We start from the raw sequence: 17,909 nt of genomic DNA, 5'->3' as shown, positions 1-17,909 counted from the left end.
GGTCATCCTAGTCACGGCCCCCGGCGGCCCCCTGGCCGCGCCGCGGTGGAATAGGGGAGGCCGTCGGGGAGGTTGACCCTGGCGGAGGCGGGGCCCGGGACCACGGGCGTCCGCCGCAGACCATCAGCAGGACGAGATCGAGCAGGACGAACCGGGAGGGCGCGCGGTGCAGGATCCCACGCAGCTGTACACACGTCACGACGGCGGGCCTGAGGGCGCCGCAGACCTGGCCGTCCCCCCGGGGCTGGGCATGCTGGTCGTGCTCACGGGCCACATGGACGCGGGTCGGGTGGCCCTCCAGGTGCGCTCGGCGCTGCGCGAGCACCTCACGCACCGGCTCGTCGCCGACTTCGACCTGGACCAGATGTTCGACTATCGGGCCCGCCGCCCGCGGCTGCGGTTCGAGCGGGACCGATACAGAGACCTGCGCATGCCCTCGCTGCGGGTCGAGGTGGTGGAGGACCTGATCGGCCACCCGTTCCTGCTGGTGGCCGGCCCCGAGCCGGACTTCCAGTGGGAGCGCTTCACCGCCGCGCTGCTCGGGCTCGCCGAGGAGTGGCAGGTGGACTCCCTCACGTTCCTCGACGCCGCCCCCATGCCGGTCCCGCACACCCGCCGCCTCGGGGTGACCACCCACGGCTCCCGCCAGGACGCCGTCGGCGGGCTCTCCACGTGGAGCCCTGAGGCGGACATCGTCTCCGGGGCGCTGCAGATGCTGGAGGTCCGCGCGGAGGAGGCCGGCATCCCCACGGCCGGGTACACCCTGCACGTGCCGCACTACCTCGGCGAGGCGGCCTTCCCCCAGGCGGCGGTGGCCGCACTCGAGTACTCGGGCGCCGCGCTGGGCCTCATGCTGCCCACGGACGAGCTGCGGGACGCCTCCCGGGAGATCGAGGCGGAGATCGAGCGGCAGGTGGCGGACTCGGAGGAGGTCCGGTCCATGATCACGGGGCTCGAGAAGAACTTCGACCAGAACGCCGAGGACCAGGAGCGCTCCCTCCTGGAGACCGACGGGGGACTGCCCGACGGCGACGCGCTCGCCTCCGCCGTCGAGGCCTACCTCGCGGAGCGGGACGGGGCGGTGCACCCCTGGACGCGGACGGATCCTGCACAGGAGGACCGGCCCGGTCCGCCCTCCACCGATCCGAGCGACTGACCCCCGGCGGCGGGGGCGCCCGACCCAGGATCGGGCCATGGACCCTTGCACCCCCACCCCCACCCCCACCCTCGCCCCCGGCACCCTCTCCGCCCGCGGGGTGGACGACCTCCTCGGCTACGTGGGCCACGCCCTCGGCACCCTTCCCCGGCAGAGCCTCGTCCTCGTGACCCTCGAGCACCGCCTCCTGCGCGCCGTCGTGCGGGTGGACCTGCCGGGGCATGCCGACGCGCAGGGGCGCTGGGCGCGCACCGTGGCCGGCGTCTGCCGGCGGGACGCCCGGGCGACCGCCGTCCTGGCCCTGGTGCTCGACGCCTCGGCCGAGCCCGGCGCGGCCGCCGCGCCTCCATGGTGGCCGGCCCTCGAGGACGCCCTGTGCCGTGCGGACATCCCGGTGGCCGAGGCGTGGTGCAGCGCGGGTGAGCGGGCCTGGCCGTGGCCTCCCGGGCGGGGCACGGCGTCGCAGGCGCGCGCGGTCAGCCCTGAGTCCAGCGTCCTCTCCCTTCACCAGCTCGCCCAGGGTTCCGTGTGGGGCCTGCGGGACCGCGACGTCCTCGTGCCGCCGCCGCGACGGGCGGTGCCCGCCGACGCCCGGCGGTGGCCGGCGCCGGACCCACAGGACGCCGCCGGCCGGGCCGCCTGGCAGGACGCGTGGCGCACCGTGCTGCGCGGCGGGTGCGCGCAGGACCACGAGCTCCTCGGCGGGCCGCTCGTCCTCCCTGCCTGGCGCGACGCCCTCGTGGTCCTGGCGGCGTGCGGCCCGGACGCCGCCGCCGCCGACGGTGCCGCGCGGGAGCCGATCCTCACGGCCTCGACGCCGGAGCCGCCGGACTGGCGCTCCCTCGACCGCCTGTGGGAGGCGTGCCGGGGCATCGCGGGCACCGCCCCGGCACGCCACGCGGCCCAGGCGCTCGCGGTGGCGGCATGGGTCTCCTGGGCACGGGGCCACGGCTCCGCGGCGAGCGCGCACCTGGAGGCCGCCGAGGCGCTGGACCCGAGGGACCGCTTCGGCTCGGTGCTGCGGGCCGTCACGGGAGCGGGCCTGGTCGCGGGGTGGGCGACGTCCCCGGAGACCGCATGGCGGGCCGGTCCGCGGCGGTGACGCCCCGCGGGGCGTGGCCGGGGTGGGGGCCTGCCGCACCGTGCGACAATGGATCGGTTCAGCGCCGGTCGAGCCGCGCGGTCCGCCTCGGTGCGATCCGCGTGGAATAGACCCGGCCGCCTCGGTGTTGAGCACTCCAGGACCCTGCAGTCTGCGGGCCCGGGCGACGTCGTCGCCCGCGGCCGGGACTTGACAGGGTCACGTGTATATGGACTGCAGGGGATCCGCGCGCAGGCGCGGACCGACGGAAAGGCCACGAGTGACCACTTCGACGACCAGCGGAGCGCAGGACGGCCCGGAGACGACCGGCACCGGTGCGGCCAAGAAGGCCACCACCCGCACCCGGGCGAGCGGGACCGCCGCGAAGAAGACCACCGCCACGGCGAAGAAGACGGCCACGGCCCGAACGAGCACGGCAGCCACGAAGGCCGCCGCGACGAAGACGACCGCGGCGAAGTCCGCTGCCGGCACGAAGTCGGCGGCAGGCGCGAAGTCCGCGACCGGCACCGCCAAGAGCGCCGCCGCCAAGAAGGCGACGACCCGGTCCACCGCGGCGAAGACCGCCGGTGCGTCCAAGGCCACGGCCCCCACGGCGGCTGCGAAGGCCGCCTCCACGAAGGCGACGGCCGCCAAGGCCGCCGCCGCGAAGGCCGCCGACGCGGACGCCGAGGCGGAGACGGACGAGGCGGCCGTCGACGCCCGCGAGGAGACCGCCAAGGCCGACGCGGTGGGCCCGGAGGACGAGGCGCTGGCCGCCAAGGACGACACCACCGCCGACGAGGACTCGGACGATGAGGACGCCGACGGCTCGGACGCGAACCAGGCGCCGGCCATGGCCCCCGAGTCCGTCACCGGCACCAAGGCGAGCGGCCCCGCCGTCGTCCGGGGCGCCTTCGTGGTGGACAACTCCGAGGACGACGCCCCGGTGCAGCAGGTCGTCGTGGCCGGCGCCACCGCCGACCCGGTGAAGGACTACCTGAAGCAGATCGGCAAGGTGGCCCTGCTGAACGCCGAGCAGGAGGTGGACCTCGCCATGCGCATCGAGGCCGGCCTGTACGCCGAGCACTGGCTCAAGGAGAACCCGGTGGACGACTACCGGGTGCGCCGCGACTACGAGCTGATCATCGCCGACGGCCGCCGCGCCAAGAACCACCTGCTCGAGGCGAACCTGCGCCTCGTCGTCTCGCTGGCCAAGCGCTACACCGGGCGCGGCATGCTCTTCCTGGACCTGATCCAGGAGGGCAACCTCGGCCTCATCCGCGCCGTGGAGAAGTTCGACTACACCAAGGGCTTCAAGTTCTCCACGTACGCCACCTGGTGGATCCGCCAGGCCATCACCCGCGCCATGGCGGACCAGGCCCGCACCATCCGCATCCCCGTGCACATGGTGGAGGTCATCAACAAGCTGGCCCGCGTGCAGCGCCAGATGCTCCAGGACCTGGGCCGCGAGCCCACCCCGGAGGAGCTCGCCAAGGAGCTGGACATGACCCCGGAGAAGGTCGTGGAGGTCCAGAAGTACGGCCGCGAGCCCATCTCCCTGCACACCCCCCTCGGCGAGGACGGCGACTCCGAGTTCGGCGACCTCATCGAGGACTCCGAGGCCGTCGTGCCCGCGGACGCCGTCTCCTTCACCCTGCTCCAGGAACAGCTGCACTCCGTGCTGGACACGCTCTCCGAGCGCGAGGCCGGCGTGGTCGCCATGCGCTTCGGCCTCACCGACGGCCAGCCCAAGACCCTGGACGAGATCGGCAAGGTCTACGGCGTGACGCGCGAGCGCATCCGCCAGATCGAGTCCAAGACCATGTCGAAGCTGCGCCACCCGTCCCGCTCGCAGGTGCTGCGGGACTACCTGGACTGATCGCGGGGAGGGCGGGTCCGACGCGGCCCGTCCCCCCAGGCGGCGGAGGGCCGGGACACCGTCATGGTGCCCCGGCCCTCCGCCGTTCGGTTCGGCTGCAGCGCAGCCGGGGGTCGGCTCAGCTCAGGCTGGCCGTCTCGTCCTGCCACGCGGCGGTCTTCGGGCGCAGGGCGGCCTCCACGTCACGTGCGTGGTGAGCGCAGAAGAGCAGCTCGCCGCCGGCCTCGAGCACAGCGCGGACGTAGGCCTGGGCGCCGCAGCGGTCGCAGCGGTCGGCACGGGTGAGGGCGGCCGGCTCGGCCAGGGCGGTGATGGACACGGTGTCCTCCTCGAGTTCGGGTCTGGGGGCTGACAGCCGGCGGATGCGCCGGCTGCCCCACTCGTCCGATGGAACAGCCAGGATGGCAGGGTTATTCGCGGCGCGGGGCGCGGACCCGCCCCGTTTCGCTGGGCGCGTATCGGCGACGTCGACGTCGGTCTCCGGACGCTGCGGGCCTCCCGCAGGGCGCCCTGCCGTGTCCGGCCCCCCGAGTAGGCTGGACGGGCCGTCGCCGCGCCGCCTCGGCCCCCGCGTCATCCCCGTCGAAAGGCCCGCCTCCCGTGCCAGCGTCCTCCGAGTACACCGCGCGCCACCTCTCCGTGCTGGAGGGGCTCGAGGCCGTGCGCAAGCGGCCAGGCATGTACATCGGCTCCACGGACTCCCGCGGCCTCATGCACTGCCTGTGGGAGATCATCGACAACTCGGTGGACGAGGCCCTCGGCGGCTTCGGCCAGTCGATCGACGTCACGCTGCATCCGGACGGCTCCGTGGAGGTGGAGGACTCAGGCCGCGGCATCCCCGTGGACGTCGAGCCCAGGACGGGCCTGACCGGCGTCGAGGTGGTGTTCACCAAGCTCCACGCGGGAGGCAAGTTCGGCGGCGGCTCCTACGCCGCCTCGGGCGGCCTGCACGGCGTGGGCGCCTCCGTGGTGAACGCCCTGTCCTCCCGTCTGGACGTGCAGGTGTTCCGCGGCGGGAAGGTCCACCAGATGTCCTTCCGCCGGGGCGAGCCCGGCCGGTTCGCGGACGGTTCGAGGCCCTCCCCGGAGGCCCCGTTCGAGCCGGCGAAGGACGCCTCGCCGCTGGACGTCGTCGGCAAGGCCAAGCGCGGCCGCACCGGCACGCGGGTCCGCTACTGGGCGGACGACCAGATCTTCATCAAGGATGCGAAGTTCTCGGCGGAGGACCTGCGCGCTCGGGCCCGGCAGACCGCCTACCTGATCCCCGGGCTCCGGATCACGGTGCGGGACCTGCGCCGCGCCGCGGGGGAGGAGGTCCCCGCGGAGGAGGTCTTCCAGTACGACGGCGGCATCTCGGAGTTCGTCGAGCACCTGACCCCCGCGTCCCCCGTCACCGACGTGTGGCGCATCCAGGGCTCGGGCACGTTCAAAGAGCGCGTGCCGGTGCTCGGCGAGGACGGCCGGACGGCGATGCAGGACGTCCAGCGCACGTGCGAGGTGGACCTCGCCCTGCGGTGGGACGTCGGCTACGAGACCGTGTTCCGCTCCTTCGTGAACATCATCGCCACGCCCAAGGGCGGCACCCACCAGTCCGGCTTCGAGGCCTCGCTGCTCAAGGTGCTCCGCGCCCAGGTGGAGGCCAACGCGCGCCGCCTGAAGGCGGGCACGGACAAGGTGGAGAAGGACGACGTGCTGGCGGGCATGACCGCCGTGCTCACCGTGCGCCTCGCCGAGCCGCAGTTCGAGGGGCAGACCAAGGAGATCCTCGGCACCTCGGCCGTGCGACGCATCGTCGCACAGGTGGTGGAGAAGGAGCTTACCGCGCGCCTGGCGTCCTCGGCCCGGGCGCAGAAGCAGCAGACGGCGGTGCTGCTGGAGAAGGTCGTGGCGGAGATGAAGTCCCGCATCTCGGCGCGCACCCACAAGGAGAACCAACGGCGCAAGAACGCGCTGGAGACCTCCACCATGCCGGCCAAGCTCGCGGACTGCCGCAGCTCGGACGTCGCCTCCTCGGAGCTGTTCATCGTGGAGGGCGACTCCGCCCTCGGCACCGCCAAGCTCGCCCGGTCCTCCGACTTCCAGGCGCTGCTGCCCATCCGCGGCAAGATCCTCAACGTGCAGAAGGCCTCGGTCTCGGACATCCTCTCCAACGCCGAGTGCGCAGCCCTGATCCAGGTGGTGGGCGGCGGCGCCGGGCGCAGCTTCGACATCGACGCGGCGCGCTACGGCAAGGTCATCCTCATGACGGACGCGGACGTGGACGGTGCCCACATCCGCACCCTCCTGCTCACCCTCTTCTTCCGGTACATGCGTCCCATGGTGGAGGCGGGCCGCGTGTTTGCCGCCGTCCCGCCCCTGCACCGGATCGAGGCGGTCACCCGCGGGCAGAAGGAGCGCGAGGTCATCTACACCTACTCCGAGCAGGAGCTCCGCGAGGTCCTCGCCCGCCTGGAGGAGGAGGGGCGCTCCTACCGCGAGCCCATCCAGCGCTACAAGGGCCTCGGCGAGATGGACGCGGACCAGTTGGCGGAGACCACCATGGACCCCCGCCACCGCATGTTGCGCCGCGTGAACATCTCCGAGCTGGAGGCCGCCGAGCGCGTGTTCGACCTGCTCATGGGCTCCTCCGTCGCCCCTCGCAAGGAGTTCATCGTCTCCGGCGCGGACGACCTGGACCGCGACCGCATCGACGCCTGAGCCCGGCACCTCCGGGGAGGAGTCGGGTTCCCCTCGATCGCTGCACAGGCCTGTGAGAGCCTGGACACATGAATGCGACGATGAGCGAGCGGTCCTGGCGGTGGCGCATCGGGGTGGCCTCGGCCACCCTCGGGGCGGCGAGCGTCGTCGCCGGGCTGCGCGAGGCGCTGGGCCTCGGCTGGGCCGTCGGACTCCTGCTCGCGTGCATCGCCGTGGTCGGAATCGCGCTGCGGGGCGTCCGCCGCCGCGTCGACCAGGCCACGGCGCGCACGGACGTGGTCTACAGCGGCGAGGGCGCGACCGCGTGGCTCATGGTCGCGATGCTCGGCGTGGGCATCGTGCCCGGCCTGCTCACGGGGGCATTCGCCGACGGCACGGTCCGCACGCTCGTGGCGGGCCTGATCGCCGCCGCCGTGGCCGCGGCCTCGAGCGGCGTCCTCGCGGCCACCACCACGCCCGAGCCGCAGCCGGTGCCCGACCCCGTCCCTCTGGGGAGTCCGGCCAGGTGAGCCGCCACGCCGGGGCGGGGTCAGTGCTCCCGGTAGTACTGCGCGAGCCGGTGGAGTCCCTCGTCGATGCTGACGGACGGCGTCCACTCGAGCACCTCGCGCGTGCGGCGCTGGTCGAACCAGTGGGCCGTGGAGAGCTGCTCGGCGAGGAACTCGGTGAGCGGCGGCTCGCCGTCGTCGGAGCCGAGGCCCGCCGAGCGCACGCCGAACAGGTTCCGCTCCCAGGCCTTCTCGATGAGCGCCCCCGCGCGGCGCGCGAGCCCCGCGGGCACCGTGCGCGCCGGCTCCGCCGCGCCACCGGCCAGGGCGATCCCGCGCACGAGCTCGCCCACGGGGCGCGGCTCCCCGTTGGTGACCACGAGCGCCTCGCCGTGGGTGTGGTCCGCGGCGCTCACGGCGGCCACCGTGGCCTCCACGGCGTTGCCGGTGTAGAGCGTGTCGATCAGCGGTGCCCCGGTGCCCAGCACCGGCATGCGGCCGGCGCGGGAGCGCTGGACGATCCGGTCCGTGAGCTGCCGGTCCCCGGGTCCCCACATGAGGTGCGGGCGCAGCACGAGGACGCGGAAGTCGTCACGGTCCGCGGCCAGGGCCAGCAGCTCGCCCTTGGCCTTGGTGCGCGCGTACGGGCCGCGAGCGTGCTCGGGGCTGGCGGGCCCGGCGCCCTCGCCCACGATGGAGGAGCCGGCGTGGGCCACGGACGGGGAGGAGACGTGGATGAACCGCCGCACGCTGTGCCGCCGGGCGGCCTCCAGCATGATCCGCGTGCCCTCCACGTTCACGGCCTCGAACTCGCGCTCGGGGCCGGAGACGGACACCTTGGCGGCCACGTGGACCACGGTGTCCGCACCGGTCACGGCCTCCTCGACGGCGGCGGGATCGGTCACCGAGCCGCACACGTCCACGGCCCCCGGCACGCCCGAGGGGCGGCGCTGCAGGGTGGTCACCGCGTTGCCGGCCTCGGACAGCACGCGGGCCACCCCGGAGCCGAGCAGGCCGGACGCCCCGGTCACGAGCACGCGGCGCGACTCGAGACGCTCCATGAGCACGGGCATGCCCTGCGGGTCGATCTCGACGTCGTAGCCGAACCGGTTCACAGCGACCCCACCTTGCCGCCCGCCAGCACCCGCTCGGCCCAGCGCGCCACCCGGGGCCGGTCGATCTTGGAGTTGTGCCGGATGTCCGTGGGGATCTGATCCGCGACGAGGACCGCCGCCACGGGGAGCGGCTCGAGCGCGGAGCGCACGGCCGAGGCCACGGACGTGGGGGAGAGGCCCTGGTGGGGGCGGCCGTCCCGGTGGTGGCCGGCGCGGCGGGCGGGGCGCGTGGCGGGCACGGCGGCCTCTACCACCACGACGACGGCCTGCGTGCCCCGCGGGCCGACGCCCACCACGGCGGAGCGCTTCACGGGGCCGAGCGCGTCGACGACCTTCTCGGGGCCGCCCGGACCGATCGGCCCCTCGGGGAGCGTCAGCACGTGCTGCAGGCGCCCCTCGATCCACAGGCGGCCCTCGGCGTCGAAGTGCCCGATGTCCGCGGTGCGGTGCCACACGCGGCCGTCCTGGAACCAGAGCCCGTCCCGCTTGGACTGGTGGTCGGTGTACCAGAGCGCGTCATAGCGCTCCTTCAGGTGCGGCGCGGTGACCACGATCTCGCCGAGCACCCCGTGCCCGGTCTGCGCGTCGAGCACGACGTCGTCCGCGGTCCCGTCCTCGAGCAGGGGCGCGATGCCCAGCGTCACGGTGGGGACGGCGGTGCCCACGCACACGCCCTCGTCCGCAGCGCGGCGCAGGTCCTGCACGGTCTCCCCGTCCACGTCGGTGAGCAGCAGCCCCTCGGTCATGCCGTAGGGCGTGTGCACGCGGGCGTTGGGCAGAAGGGCGCCCACCTGGCGCAGGAGGTTCGGGTGCACGGGCGCGCCCGCGGAGAGCGCGAGCCGCACCTGCCCGAGCGCCCGCCGCTGCTCCCGGTTCAGCTTCCCCGCGGTCGCCACGATGTTCTCCAGCGCCGCGGGGGAGGCGAAGAGCACGGTGGACTGGCCGGCGATCGCCGCGTCCGCCAGCGCCGTCGCGGTCAGGGTGGCCGGCTTGGTGACGTCCATCTCGGGGGAGACGGAGGCGGCCCCGAGGGCGGGGCCCAGGAGGGCGAAGGGGGCGAAGGCCGCCAGCAGCGAGGATCCCGGGCGCACGTCCAGGGTGTCCCGGACCAGGGCGACCAGGCGGCCGAGCCGCTCGTGGGTGTAGACCACGCCCTTCGCCGGACCGGTGGAGCCGGAGGTGAAGAGGATGGCGGCGTCGGCGGACGTCTCCGGCTCCGGGAGCACGGCGCCGGCGGCGTCCCGGGCGTCCCCGGCCTCGGCGTCCCGATGGCGGTCGATCATCTCGTAGAGCGAGCCCTCCACTCCCAGCAGCGCCCGCTGTCCCGCGCCGAGCGGCGCGACGGAGAGGCGGGTGCCCGGCCAGGACTGTGCACGGGCGAGCGTGAGGCCCGGGATCTTCCCGATCACCCAGCGCGGCCGCGCGGACTTCATGGCGCGGGTCATGCCGGAGATCCCCAGGCCCTGGTCCGCCACCACGGCGACCCCGCCGACGCGCAGCACGGCGTAGAGCGCGGCGGAGAGGTCGCGGCCGGGCGGGACGAGCATGGCCACGCGGTCGCCCGGCCGCATGCCCGCGGCCCACAGGCCGGAGGCGATCGCGGACACCATCTCCTGCAGCTCGCCCCAGCTCACGGCCACGGGGCGGCGCGAGCCGCCGAGGATCGAACGGCCGGTGTCGGCGCCGGCCATGTCCACGAGCGCGGTGTAGTCGCGGTACGCGGAGTCCGGAGCGCCCCAGTCGCGCAGGTGGTCCCACAGCAGGGCGACCCCCGGCTCGGGTCCGGCGAGGGCGGCGCGCGGGTCCGGTCCCGGCAGGCCGGAGGCCGGATCCTCCAGGAGCCCGGTGTGCAGCAGCTGCGCCCACGCGAGGATCGGGAGGGTGAGGTCCCGGTCGTCGACGAGCAGGTGGCCGGCCTCCTCGTAGCGGTGGACGCGGGCCTGCGGGAGGCGCTCGCGCAGGTCGTCGAGGTAGCGGTCCAGGAACACCGGGTCCTCGGCGCCCCACAGGATGAGGGCGGGCGTGCCCGCCGCGCCCAGGGCGCTGACGCCGTCGGACACCGCGGTCAGGGCGGCGTGGCTGGCGTGCTCCTCGTCCACGGGGATGTCGGCGACGAAGCCGCCGATGCCGCCGCGGCGGTCCGCGCCCTCGTAGGGCAGGTGGTACGCGGCGCGGACGTCGTCCGGCAGGGACGGGTTCGCGAGCGAGGTGGTGACGGCCAGGAAGGCGTCGGTGGTCACCGTGGAGCCGGGGAGCAGCGGGCCGGCCAGCGCGGCCTGCAGCGGGGCGGGGATCGCCGCCTCCGGCGGCTGGTGCACGGCGGTGTTCAGCGTGGCCACGCCCGAGACCACGTCCCGGTGGCGGCCCGCCCAGCCCAGCGAGACGACGCCGCCCCAGTCGTGGCCGAGCGTGATCAGCGGGTGGCCGGTGCGGGCCAGGTCCGTCAGGCCGAGGGCCTGCACGAGGGCGTCGAGGTCGTCGATCCGCGCGCCGAGCGTGCGGTACGTGCCGCCCGGGGCCCCGAGGTCGTCGGGCCTGGGCAGCCGGGGATGGGCGAGGCGCTCGGAGAAGCCCATGTCCAGCTGGTCCGGGGCGACCACCCGCCAGGCCGGCTGGCCCTGACGTGCGCGGCGCACCGTGGCCTCCATCAGGGAGCGCCACAGGTAGGACCACGTGGGGTTGCCGTGCACGGCCACGACGGTGCCGGCGATCTCCACGCCGAGCGAGGCCAGGACGGGCCCGGTGTCCGCCACGTGCAGGGTGCGGACGGTGCCCTCGGGGTCGGCGGCGGAGCGGATCTCCACCAGGCGGGACCATGCGGCGTCCCATCCGGGGAGCCGGTCGGCGGGGGGCAGCACGGCGGGGGCGGAGGGGATCTGCGGCATGGGGGCTCCTTCAGCTCACCACTGGATCTCGAGCATGGCGGTGTTCAGGCCCGAGCCGACGCCCAGGCACAGGACATGGTCCCCGGCGGAGAGGCGCTCCTGCTCGCGCACCAGCGTGATGGGCAGCGAGGCCGGCCCCACGTTGCCCAGGGTGGGGAACGTGCGGGGGATGCGCTCGGGGTCGAGGCCGGCGGCCTCGGAGATGGCGTTCGTGTGCAGCTGGGAGACCTGGTGGGTGATGTAGCGGTCCATGTCCCGCCAGCCCCACTCCTGCGGCGTGTCGTTCCACGCGTCCATGACGAGCTCGAGGCCGTCGGTCAGCAGCGCCGTGGAGTCCGTGAACATGCCGTTGTGGTCGCCCACGCACAGGCCGTGGTGGTCCGTGCCGGCGCGGGTGACCCCGCGCAGGATGCGGTGCGCGTCCGGGTGGTCCTCGATGCTCCCCACGACGGCGGCGGCCGCTCCGCAGCCCAGGGTGAGGGAGGCGAACTGCTCCATGAAGTTGCCGCGATTGGTGGTCTGCGCGTGCAGGTTCCGCACGGTGGCCTCCTGCACCCTGCCGGAGTCCTCGCCGGCGACCACCACGGCGTAGTCGATCTGGCCGGCGTCCACGAGGGTGGAGGCGATCATCAGGCCGTTGACGAACCCGAGGCACGCGTTCGTGATGTCGAAGTTCGTGGCGGAGGTCGGCAGGCCCATGAGGTCGTGGATGCGCACGGCCACGGAGGGCTCGAGGGTGGCGCGCGTGACGGAGGTGTTGATCAGCAGGCCCACGCGCGAGGCGTCGACGCCCGCGGCCGAGAGCGCGGCGGTGCCGGCGTCCGCGGCGGCCTCCTGGAAGTCGCGCGTCTCGTCCCAGAAGCGGCGGGCCCGCACCCCGGCGACGCGCTGCAGCAGGGAGGCGGGCAGCTTCAGCCGGGCGAGCACGTCCTTCAGCTTCTCGTCGAGGTCATCCGAGGTCACCTCGAGGGGTGCCTCCACCTCGGTCACCGCCAGGAGGGCGGCGCGGGAGTATTCGAAGCTGGCGTTGCCGGACACGTGGGGCACCTGGACCGTTCTTGTTGGCGGTGGGGATCCGGCCCGTGGCTGGCACGGGCCGGGCTGTCACTCTAGCCGAGCCCCCCGGAGGCCCTGACGGGATCACGGCGTCCGGGGGGAGGGGTTCTCACTCAGCGGACACCGTCACGGCGTCGTCCTCGGGCGGTGCCGCGGCGACGAGCGTGGGGGAGGCCCCGGCGCCGAGCGCCTCGATCCGCTGGTCCACCGGCACGCCCGAGCCGTCCCGGCGCCCGAACTCCACGGGCAGCGAGCGGGCCACGCCGGCCCGGGAGGCCGCCAGGGCGGGGGCGGGGCCGACCCAGGCGAGCGCGAGCCCGGACTCCCCGCGCAGCAGGCGATGGGCCCGCACGCCCGCGGTGCCGCGGCCCTTGGCCGGGTACTCGGCCAGCGGCGTGACCTTCACGGAGCCCGGGGCCGAGCCCAGCAGGTCGCCCTCGCCCTCGCCGTCGGCCACGGTCACCACGACGGCGGCCCGCGCCGCGGCGGCGTCGCCCTCGCCCGCACCCTCGGCCACGGACGAGGCGGGGGCGACGCCGAAGCCGATCACCGCGTCCTCGTCGGCCACGCGCATGCCGGCCACGCCGCCCCCCGCCGGCCCCTGGGGCCGCACGGCCGAGGCCGGGTAGCGCAGCAGCTGCCCGGAGCGCGTGAGGAACACGAGGTGGTCCTCGTCGTCGGCGGCCGGCGCCGCGCCCACCACGGCGTCGGCGTCCTTGAGGGCGATCGCGTCCATCGCGTCCCGGTTCAGGGGCCACTCAGGGCGCACCCGCTTCACCACGCCGCGGGCGGTGCCGAGCGCGAGGACGGCGTCGAGCGGGACGAGGGCGACGAGGGACTCCCCGCGCTCGAGGGGGATGAGCGTCTTCGCGTCCGCCGCGGCGGCCATGGCCGGCGCCTCCGAGGACTCGGGCGCGGCCGGGAGGTCCACCACCTGCAGCCGGTGCACGCGCCCCGCGGAGGTCAGCGCGCCCACCTCGCCGCGGGCCGTGGCCGGGACCACGGAGACGAAGGCGTCGTGCTTGCGGCGGCGGCCCTGCGCCGTGATCGGGGTGCGGTCCGCGGTGCGCAGCACCTTGCCCGCCGTGCTCAGGAGCACCCAGCAGGCGGTGTCCGGGACCATGAGGTCTGCTCCGGCCTGCGCGGCGCCGGCGGCCGAAGGCCCCCGGCGGGAGCCGGCCGGGGCGGCCGCGGCGGCGAGCGTCTCGGCCTCCAGGAGCTGGGTGCGCCGCTCGTCCCCGAACTCGTCGGCGACGGCCTGCAGCTCGGAGGAGACCGCGTCCCGCAGCCGGGCCTCGGAGCCCAGGATGGCCTCGAGCTCGGCGATCGCGTCGGCCAGTTCGTCCCGCTCGGCCTCCAGCTCGATGCGGGAGAACCGGGTCAGCTGGCGCAGCCGCAGCTCGAGGATGTGCGAGGCCTGCGCCTCCGAGAGGTCGAAGACCTGCTCGAGGCGGGCGCGTGCCGAGGCCGTGTCGTCCGAGGTGCGGATGATCTGGATGACCTCGTCGATGTCCACCAGGGCCAGCAGCAGGCCCTCCACGAGGTGGAGGCGGTCCCGCCGTCGCCCCAGGCGGTGCGCGGTGCGCCGACGCACCACGTCCAGGCGGTGGTCCACGTACACCTGCAGCAGCGGCTTCAGCCCCAGGGTCTGCGGCTGCCCCTCCACGAGGGCCACGTTGTTGATGCCGAAGGACTCCTCCAGCGGCGTGTGCTTGTAGAGGGCGGCGAGCACGGCCTGGGGGTTGAAGCCGGACTTCAGCTCGATCACCAGCTTCAGCCCGTTCTTGCGGTCGGTGAGGTCCACGACGTCGGCGATGCCCGCGAGCTTCTTGGCGTTGACGCCGTCCTTGATGCGCTCGATGACCTTCTCCGGGCCCACCCCGTACGGCAGCTCCGTGACCACGAGGCCCGTGCGGCGCGGGGAGACCTGCTCGACGGCGACGGCGGCCCGCATGCGGAACGAGCCGCGGCCCGTGGCGTAGGCGTCCCGCACGCCCTCGAGCCCCACGATCCGTCCGCCCGAGGGCAGGTCCGGGCCGGGGATGTGCGCCATGAGCGCGTCGAGGTCCGCGTCCGGGTGGGCCAGCAGGTGCCGGGCTCCGGCCACGACCTCGCGCAGGTTGTGCGGGGCCATGTTGGTGGCCATGCCCACGGCGATGCCGGCCGCGCCGTTGACCAGCAGGTTCGGGTAGGCCGCGGGCAGCACCGCGGGCTGCTGGAACTGGTTGTCGTAGTTGGGGACGAAGTCCACGGTGTCCTCGTCGAGGTCCGCGGTGAGCGCGAGCGCCGCCGGGGCCATGCGGGCCTCCGTGTAGCGCGGCGCCGCGGGGCCGTCGTCGAGGGAGCCGAAGTTGCCGTGCCCGTCCACCACGGGCAGGCGCAGGGAGAACGGCTGCGCCAGGCGAACCATCGCGTCGTAGATGGCGGTGTCGCCGTGGGGGTGGAGCTTGCCCATCACCTCGCCCACCACGCGCGCGGACTTCACGTGCCCCTTCTCCGGGCGCAGGCCCATCTGGGACATCATGAAGAGGATGCGCCGCTGCACCGGCTTGAGGCCGTCGCGGGCGTCGGGGAGCGCGCGCGAGTAGATCACGGAGTACGCGTACTCGAGGAACGAGCTCTCCATCTCCTGCGCCACGTCGACGTCGACGATGTTCTCCTGCTCCAGCGGGAGGGGACGCGCGGCGTCCGGGTCGGCGGGACGGGAGCGGGACGAACGGGCCATGGCGGTGGGGGGATCCTCACGGGGTCGGTGATTGTCTACCCTGATCCTATGGGTGACACCGAGTCCGTCCGCGGATACCCGAGCCACTGGGAGGCCGACGTCGTGCTGCGCGACGGAGCCACGGCGCGACTGCGCCCCATCACGCCCGACGACGCCGCCGGGCTGCAGGACATGCACGCCCACCAGTCCGAGGCCTCCATCTACCTGCGGTACTTCACGTACAAGTCCGAGCTGTCGCGCAAGGACCTGGAGCGCTTCACGACGGTGGACCACCGGGACCGCGTGGCCTTCGTGATCACGCGCGGAGGGCAGATCCTGGGCATCGGCCGCTACGACCGCTTCCCGGGCACGGACGCCGCCGAGGTGGCGTTCAACATCTCCGACGCCGCCCAGGGCCGCGGCCTCGGCTCCATCCTCATGGAGCACCTGGCCGTCGCGGCCCGCGAGTTCGGCATCCGCCGCTTCACGGCGGAGGTCCTGCCGGAGAACCGCAAGATGCTCTCCGTCTTCCAGGAGTCCGGCTTCGAGGTGGCCCGCCACTTCGAGGACGGCGTGGTGGCCGTCGAGTTCCCCATCAACCCGACCGCCCGGTGGCGCGCCGTGGTGGAGTCCCGGGAGCACCGTGCCGAGGCCCGCAGCCTCGCCGAGCTCGTCGCGCCCGAGTCCGTGGCCGTCGTCGGGGCCTCCCGCGACCCGCAGTCCGTGGGCTCGATCGTGCTGCGTCACATCCTCGAGGCCGGCTACACGGGCACGGTGCACGCGGTGAACCACGCGGCGGAGCAGGTGCAGGGCATCGAGGCGCACGCCGCGCTCGCGGACGTCGGCGAGCCCGTCGAGCTCGTGGTCGTGGCCGTGCCCGCGGACGCGGTGGACGACGTCGTCGCCGACGCCGCCGCGATCGGCGCGAAGGGCCTGCTCGTGCTCACCTCCGGGTACGCCGACGCCGGCGCGGCCGGCCTGGAGGCGCAGCGCCGCCTCGTCTCCCGCGCTCGCGCCGAGGGCATGCGCGTGATCGGCCCCGCCTCCGCCGGGCTCGTCTGCACCGATCCGGCCGTGCGCCTCAACGCCTCGCCGTCGCCGGGGCTGGCGAGCCGTGGCCCGGTGGGCCTGTTCAGCCAGTCCGGCGCCGTGGGGGCCATGGTCTCGGCGGGCGTCAAGCGGCGCGGGATCGGCGTGTCCACCTCCCTGAGCGCGGGCAATCGGGCGGACGTCTCCGGCAATGACGCGATGCAGTTCTTCGAGGACGACCCGCACACCGCCGCCGTGGGCGTCTACCTGGAGTCCTTCGGCAACCCGCGCAAGTTCTCGCGGATCGCGCGGCGGCTCTCACGCACCAAGCCCGTGGTGGTGGTCCGCTCGGACGTGACCGGCCGATTCCTGCCCCCGGGCCATGAGACGCGCACCACGCAGGCGCCCGCGGGCGCCGTGGACTCGATGCTGGACCAGACCGGCGTCCTCGAGGCCTCCACCCACGACGACATGCTGGACGTGCTCATGGCCGTGGCCTCGCAGCCGCTGCCGACGGGCCGCCGGGTGGTGCTCGTGGCCGACTCCCTGGCCCTGGACCGCCTCACCCGCGACGCGGCCGCCGAGGCCGGGCTCGACGTGATCGAGACCCTGGGCCTGGGCGACCGCGAGAACGGCATCGCCCCGCTCGAGGAGCAGCTCGTCGCCTCGGTGGGCGCGGCCGTCGCCCACCCGGAGGCGGACGCCGTCGTGGTCGTCGGCCGCCTCGGGCTGCACCAGGGCGAGGACGAGCCCGAGGAGCTGGCCCGCGCCCTCGCGGAGATGACCGCGGGCGCGGCCGTGCCGGTGGCGGTGTGCCTCACGGACGTGGTCTCCCCGCGCTACTCCGCCGCCACCCTCGGTGCGTCCGGGCCGCTGCCCGACGACGCCGAGCCGGGCTCCCTCCAGGCCGGCGTGCCGTTCTACCCCTCGCCGCAGAAGGCCATGGCCGTGCTCGGCCGGCTGGCCGACTACGTGGACTGGCGGCGCGAGGAGGCGGGGGAGCCCCTCGAGCCCGCCGGCACGGACCTGCACGCGGCCGAGTCGCTCGTGGAGGCCGCGGCTGCCCGCGCGGCGGGCACGGAGCTCGTGCGCCTCACCCCGGAGGAGACGCAGGAGCTGCTGGGCCACTACGGGATCGACGTCCTGCCCTCCGTGCGCTTCTCCACTGCGGAGGAGGCCGTGGCCGCGGCCGAGGAGCTGGGCTTCCCCGTGGCGGTGAAGGCCGTGGACCCGCACCTGCGCCACCGCCTGGACCTCGGCGGCGTGCGCCTGAACGTGGTGGACGCGGACTCCCTGCGCCGCAACGTCCAGCAGATGCGCGGCGTCCTCGAGCCCTTCGGCGTCACCGAGCTGGAGGTGCAGTCCATGGCCCCGGCCGGGCAGGCGTGCATGGTCACGGCGCTCGAGGACCCGCTCCTGGGCCCGGTCGTCTCGTTCGGGATCGCCGGAGACGCCACGGACCTGCTGGGGGACTGGGTGCACCGCGTGCCGCCCCTGACGGACCGGGACGTGGCCCGCATGGTGCGCGCTCCCCGCGCGGCCGCCAAGCTGGAGGCCACGGGCGGGGTGCCCGCCGTGGACCTGGCCGCCCTCGAGGACCTCGTGGGGCGAGTCAGCGTGCTCAAGGACGACCTCCCGCAGGTCGCTCGCCTGCGCTTCGCTCCCGTGCTGGCCTCGCCCGAGGGCGTCACCGTGCTCCAGGCGGAGGTGGACGTGGCCAACGCCGCACGGCGCACGGACTCCGCGCGCCGCGCGCTGCGGGGTGACTGAGCGCGGCCCTGCGGACGGCGGCTCCCGCGGGCCTCGCCGTAGCATGGAC

The 17,909-nt window shown here is 74.6% G+C and carries 11 protein-coding genes; 6 read left to right on the top strand and 5 right to left on the bottom strand.

The genetic code is table 11. The annotated features are described in order from the left end of the window. Positions 1-166 precede the first annotated feature (166 nt). From AB0302_RS02205 to AB0302_RS02195, 3 genes are all read left to right on the top strand, one after another. Positions 167-1,156: a PAC2 family protein gene (locus tag AB0302_RS02205; RefSeq protein ID WP_366370399.1), complete on the top strand. Its 990-nt coding sequence runs from the start codon at positions 167-169 to the stop codon at positions 1,154-1,156. A gap of 37 nt (positions 1,157-1,193) precedes the next feature. Next, positions 1,194-2,258, top strand: a complete 1,065-nt coding sequence (locus AB0302_RS02200; protein ID WP_366370398.1) for a DUF4192 family protein — start codon at positions 1,194-1,196, stop codon at positions 2,256-2,258. A 208-nt stretch (positions 2,259-2,466) separates the two neighbouring features. Beyond that, entirely contained in the window at positions 2,467-4,116 is a 1,650-nt protein-coding gene (locus AB0302_RS02195; protein ID WP_366370397.1) for an RNA polymerase sigma factor, read from the top strand. Between the two features lie 118 nt (positions 4,117-4,234). Here the strand turns inward: AB0302_RS02195 and AB0302_RS02190 are convergent, their stop codons facing one another. Continuing rightward, entirely contained in the window at positions 4,235-4,435 is a 201-nt protein-coding gene (locus tag AB0302_RS02190; protein WP_366370396.1) for a hypothetical protein, read from the bottom strand. Between the two features lie 281 nt (positions 4,436-4,716). Here AB0302_RS02190 and AB0302_RS02185 point away from each other — a divergent pair, with 281 nt between their 5' ends. Then, entirely contained in the window at positions 4,717-6,813 is a 2,097-nt protein-coding gene (locus AB0302_RS02185; protein ID WP_366370395.1) for a DNA topoisomerase IV subunit B, read from the top strand. 80 nt (positions 6,814-6,893) lie between these two features. Then, positions 6,894-7,322: a hypothetical protein gene (locus tag AB0302_RS02180; RefSeq protein WP_366370394.1), complete on the top strand. Its 429-nt coding sequence runs from the start codon at positions 6,894-6,896 to the stop codon at positions 7,320-7,322. Positions 7,323-7,342: 20 nt separating this feature from the next. Here the strand turns inward: AB0302_RS02180 and AB0302_RS02175 are convergent, their stop codons facing one another. The 4 genes from AB0302_RS02175 to AB0302_RS02160 form a co-directional block, all read right to left on the bottom strand. Then, on the bottom strand, positions 7,343-8,416 hold the full coding sequence (locus tag AB0302_RS02175; protein ID WP_319076166.1) for an NAD-dependent epimerase/dehydratase family protein: 1,074 nt from the start codon (positions 8,414-8,416) through the stop codon (positions 7,343-7,345). Beyond that, positions 8,413-11,301 (bottom strand): alpha/beta fold hydrolase, encoded by a 2,889-nt coding sequence (locus AB0302_RS02170; protein ID WP_366370393.1) that lies wholly within the window; start codon positions 11,299-11,301, stop codon positions 8,413-8,415. Before AB0302_RS02170 ends, AB0302_RS02175 begins: the two co-directional genes overlap by 4 nt. A 15-nt stretch (positions 11,302-11,316) precedes the next feature. Beyond that, positions 11,317-12,348, bottom strand: a complete 1,032-nt coding sequence (locus AB0302_RS02165; RefSeq protein ID WP_248115659.1) for a 3-oxoacyl-ACP synthase III — start codon at positions 12,346-12,348, stop codon at positions 11,317-11,319. Between the two features lie 118 nt (positions 12,349-12,466). Beyond that, the gene (locus AB0302_RS02160) at positions 12,467-15,082 is read right to left on the bottom strand and encodes a DNA topoisomerase (ATP-hydrolyzing) (RefSeq protein ID WP_319076170.1); all 2,616 of its coding nucleotides are present in this window, start codon (positions 15,080-15,082) and stop codon (positions 12,467-12,469) included. 48 nt (positions 15,083-15,130) lie between these two features. On the opposite strand from AB0302_RS02160, the gene AB0302_RS02155 reads away from it, so the two are divergent. After that, positions 15,131-17,860 carry a GNAT family N-acetyltransferase gene (locus AB0302_RS02155; protein WP_366370392.1) on the top strand — a complete coding sequence of 910 codons (2,730 nt, stop codon included), beginning with the start codon at positions 15,131-15,133 and terminating at the stop codon, positions 17,858-17,860. The last annotated feature ends 49 nt before the right edge of the window (positions 17,861-17,909 follow it).

Origin of the sequence: Micrococcus sp. NPDC078436 (assembly GCF_040702705.1) — a bacterium.
Lineage (GTDB): Bacteria > Actinomycetota > Actinomycetes > Actinomycetales > Micrococcaceae > Micrococcus.
The sequence above is the reverse complement of the archived record's forward strand: the minus strand, read 5'-3'. Positions and strand labels throughout refer to the sequence as shown.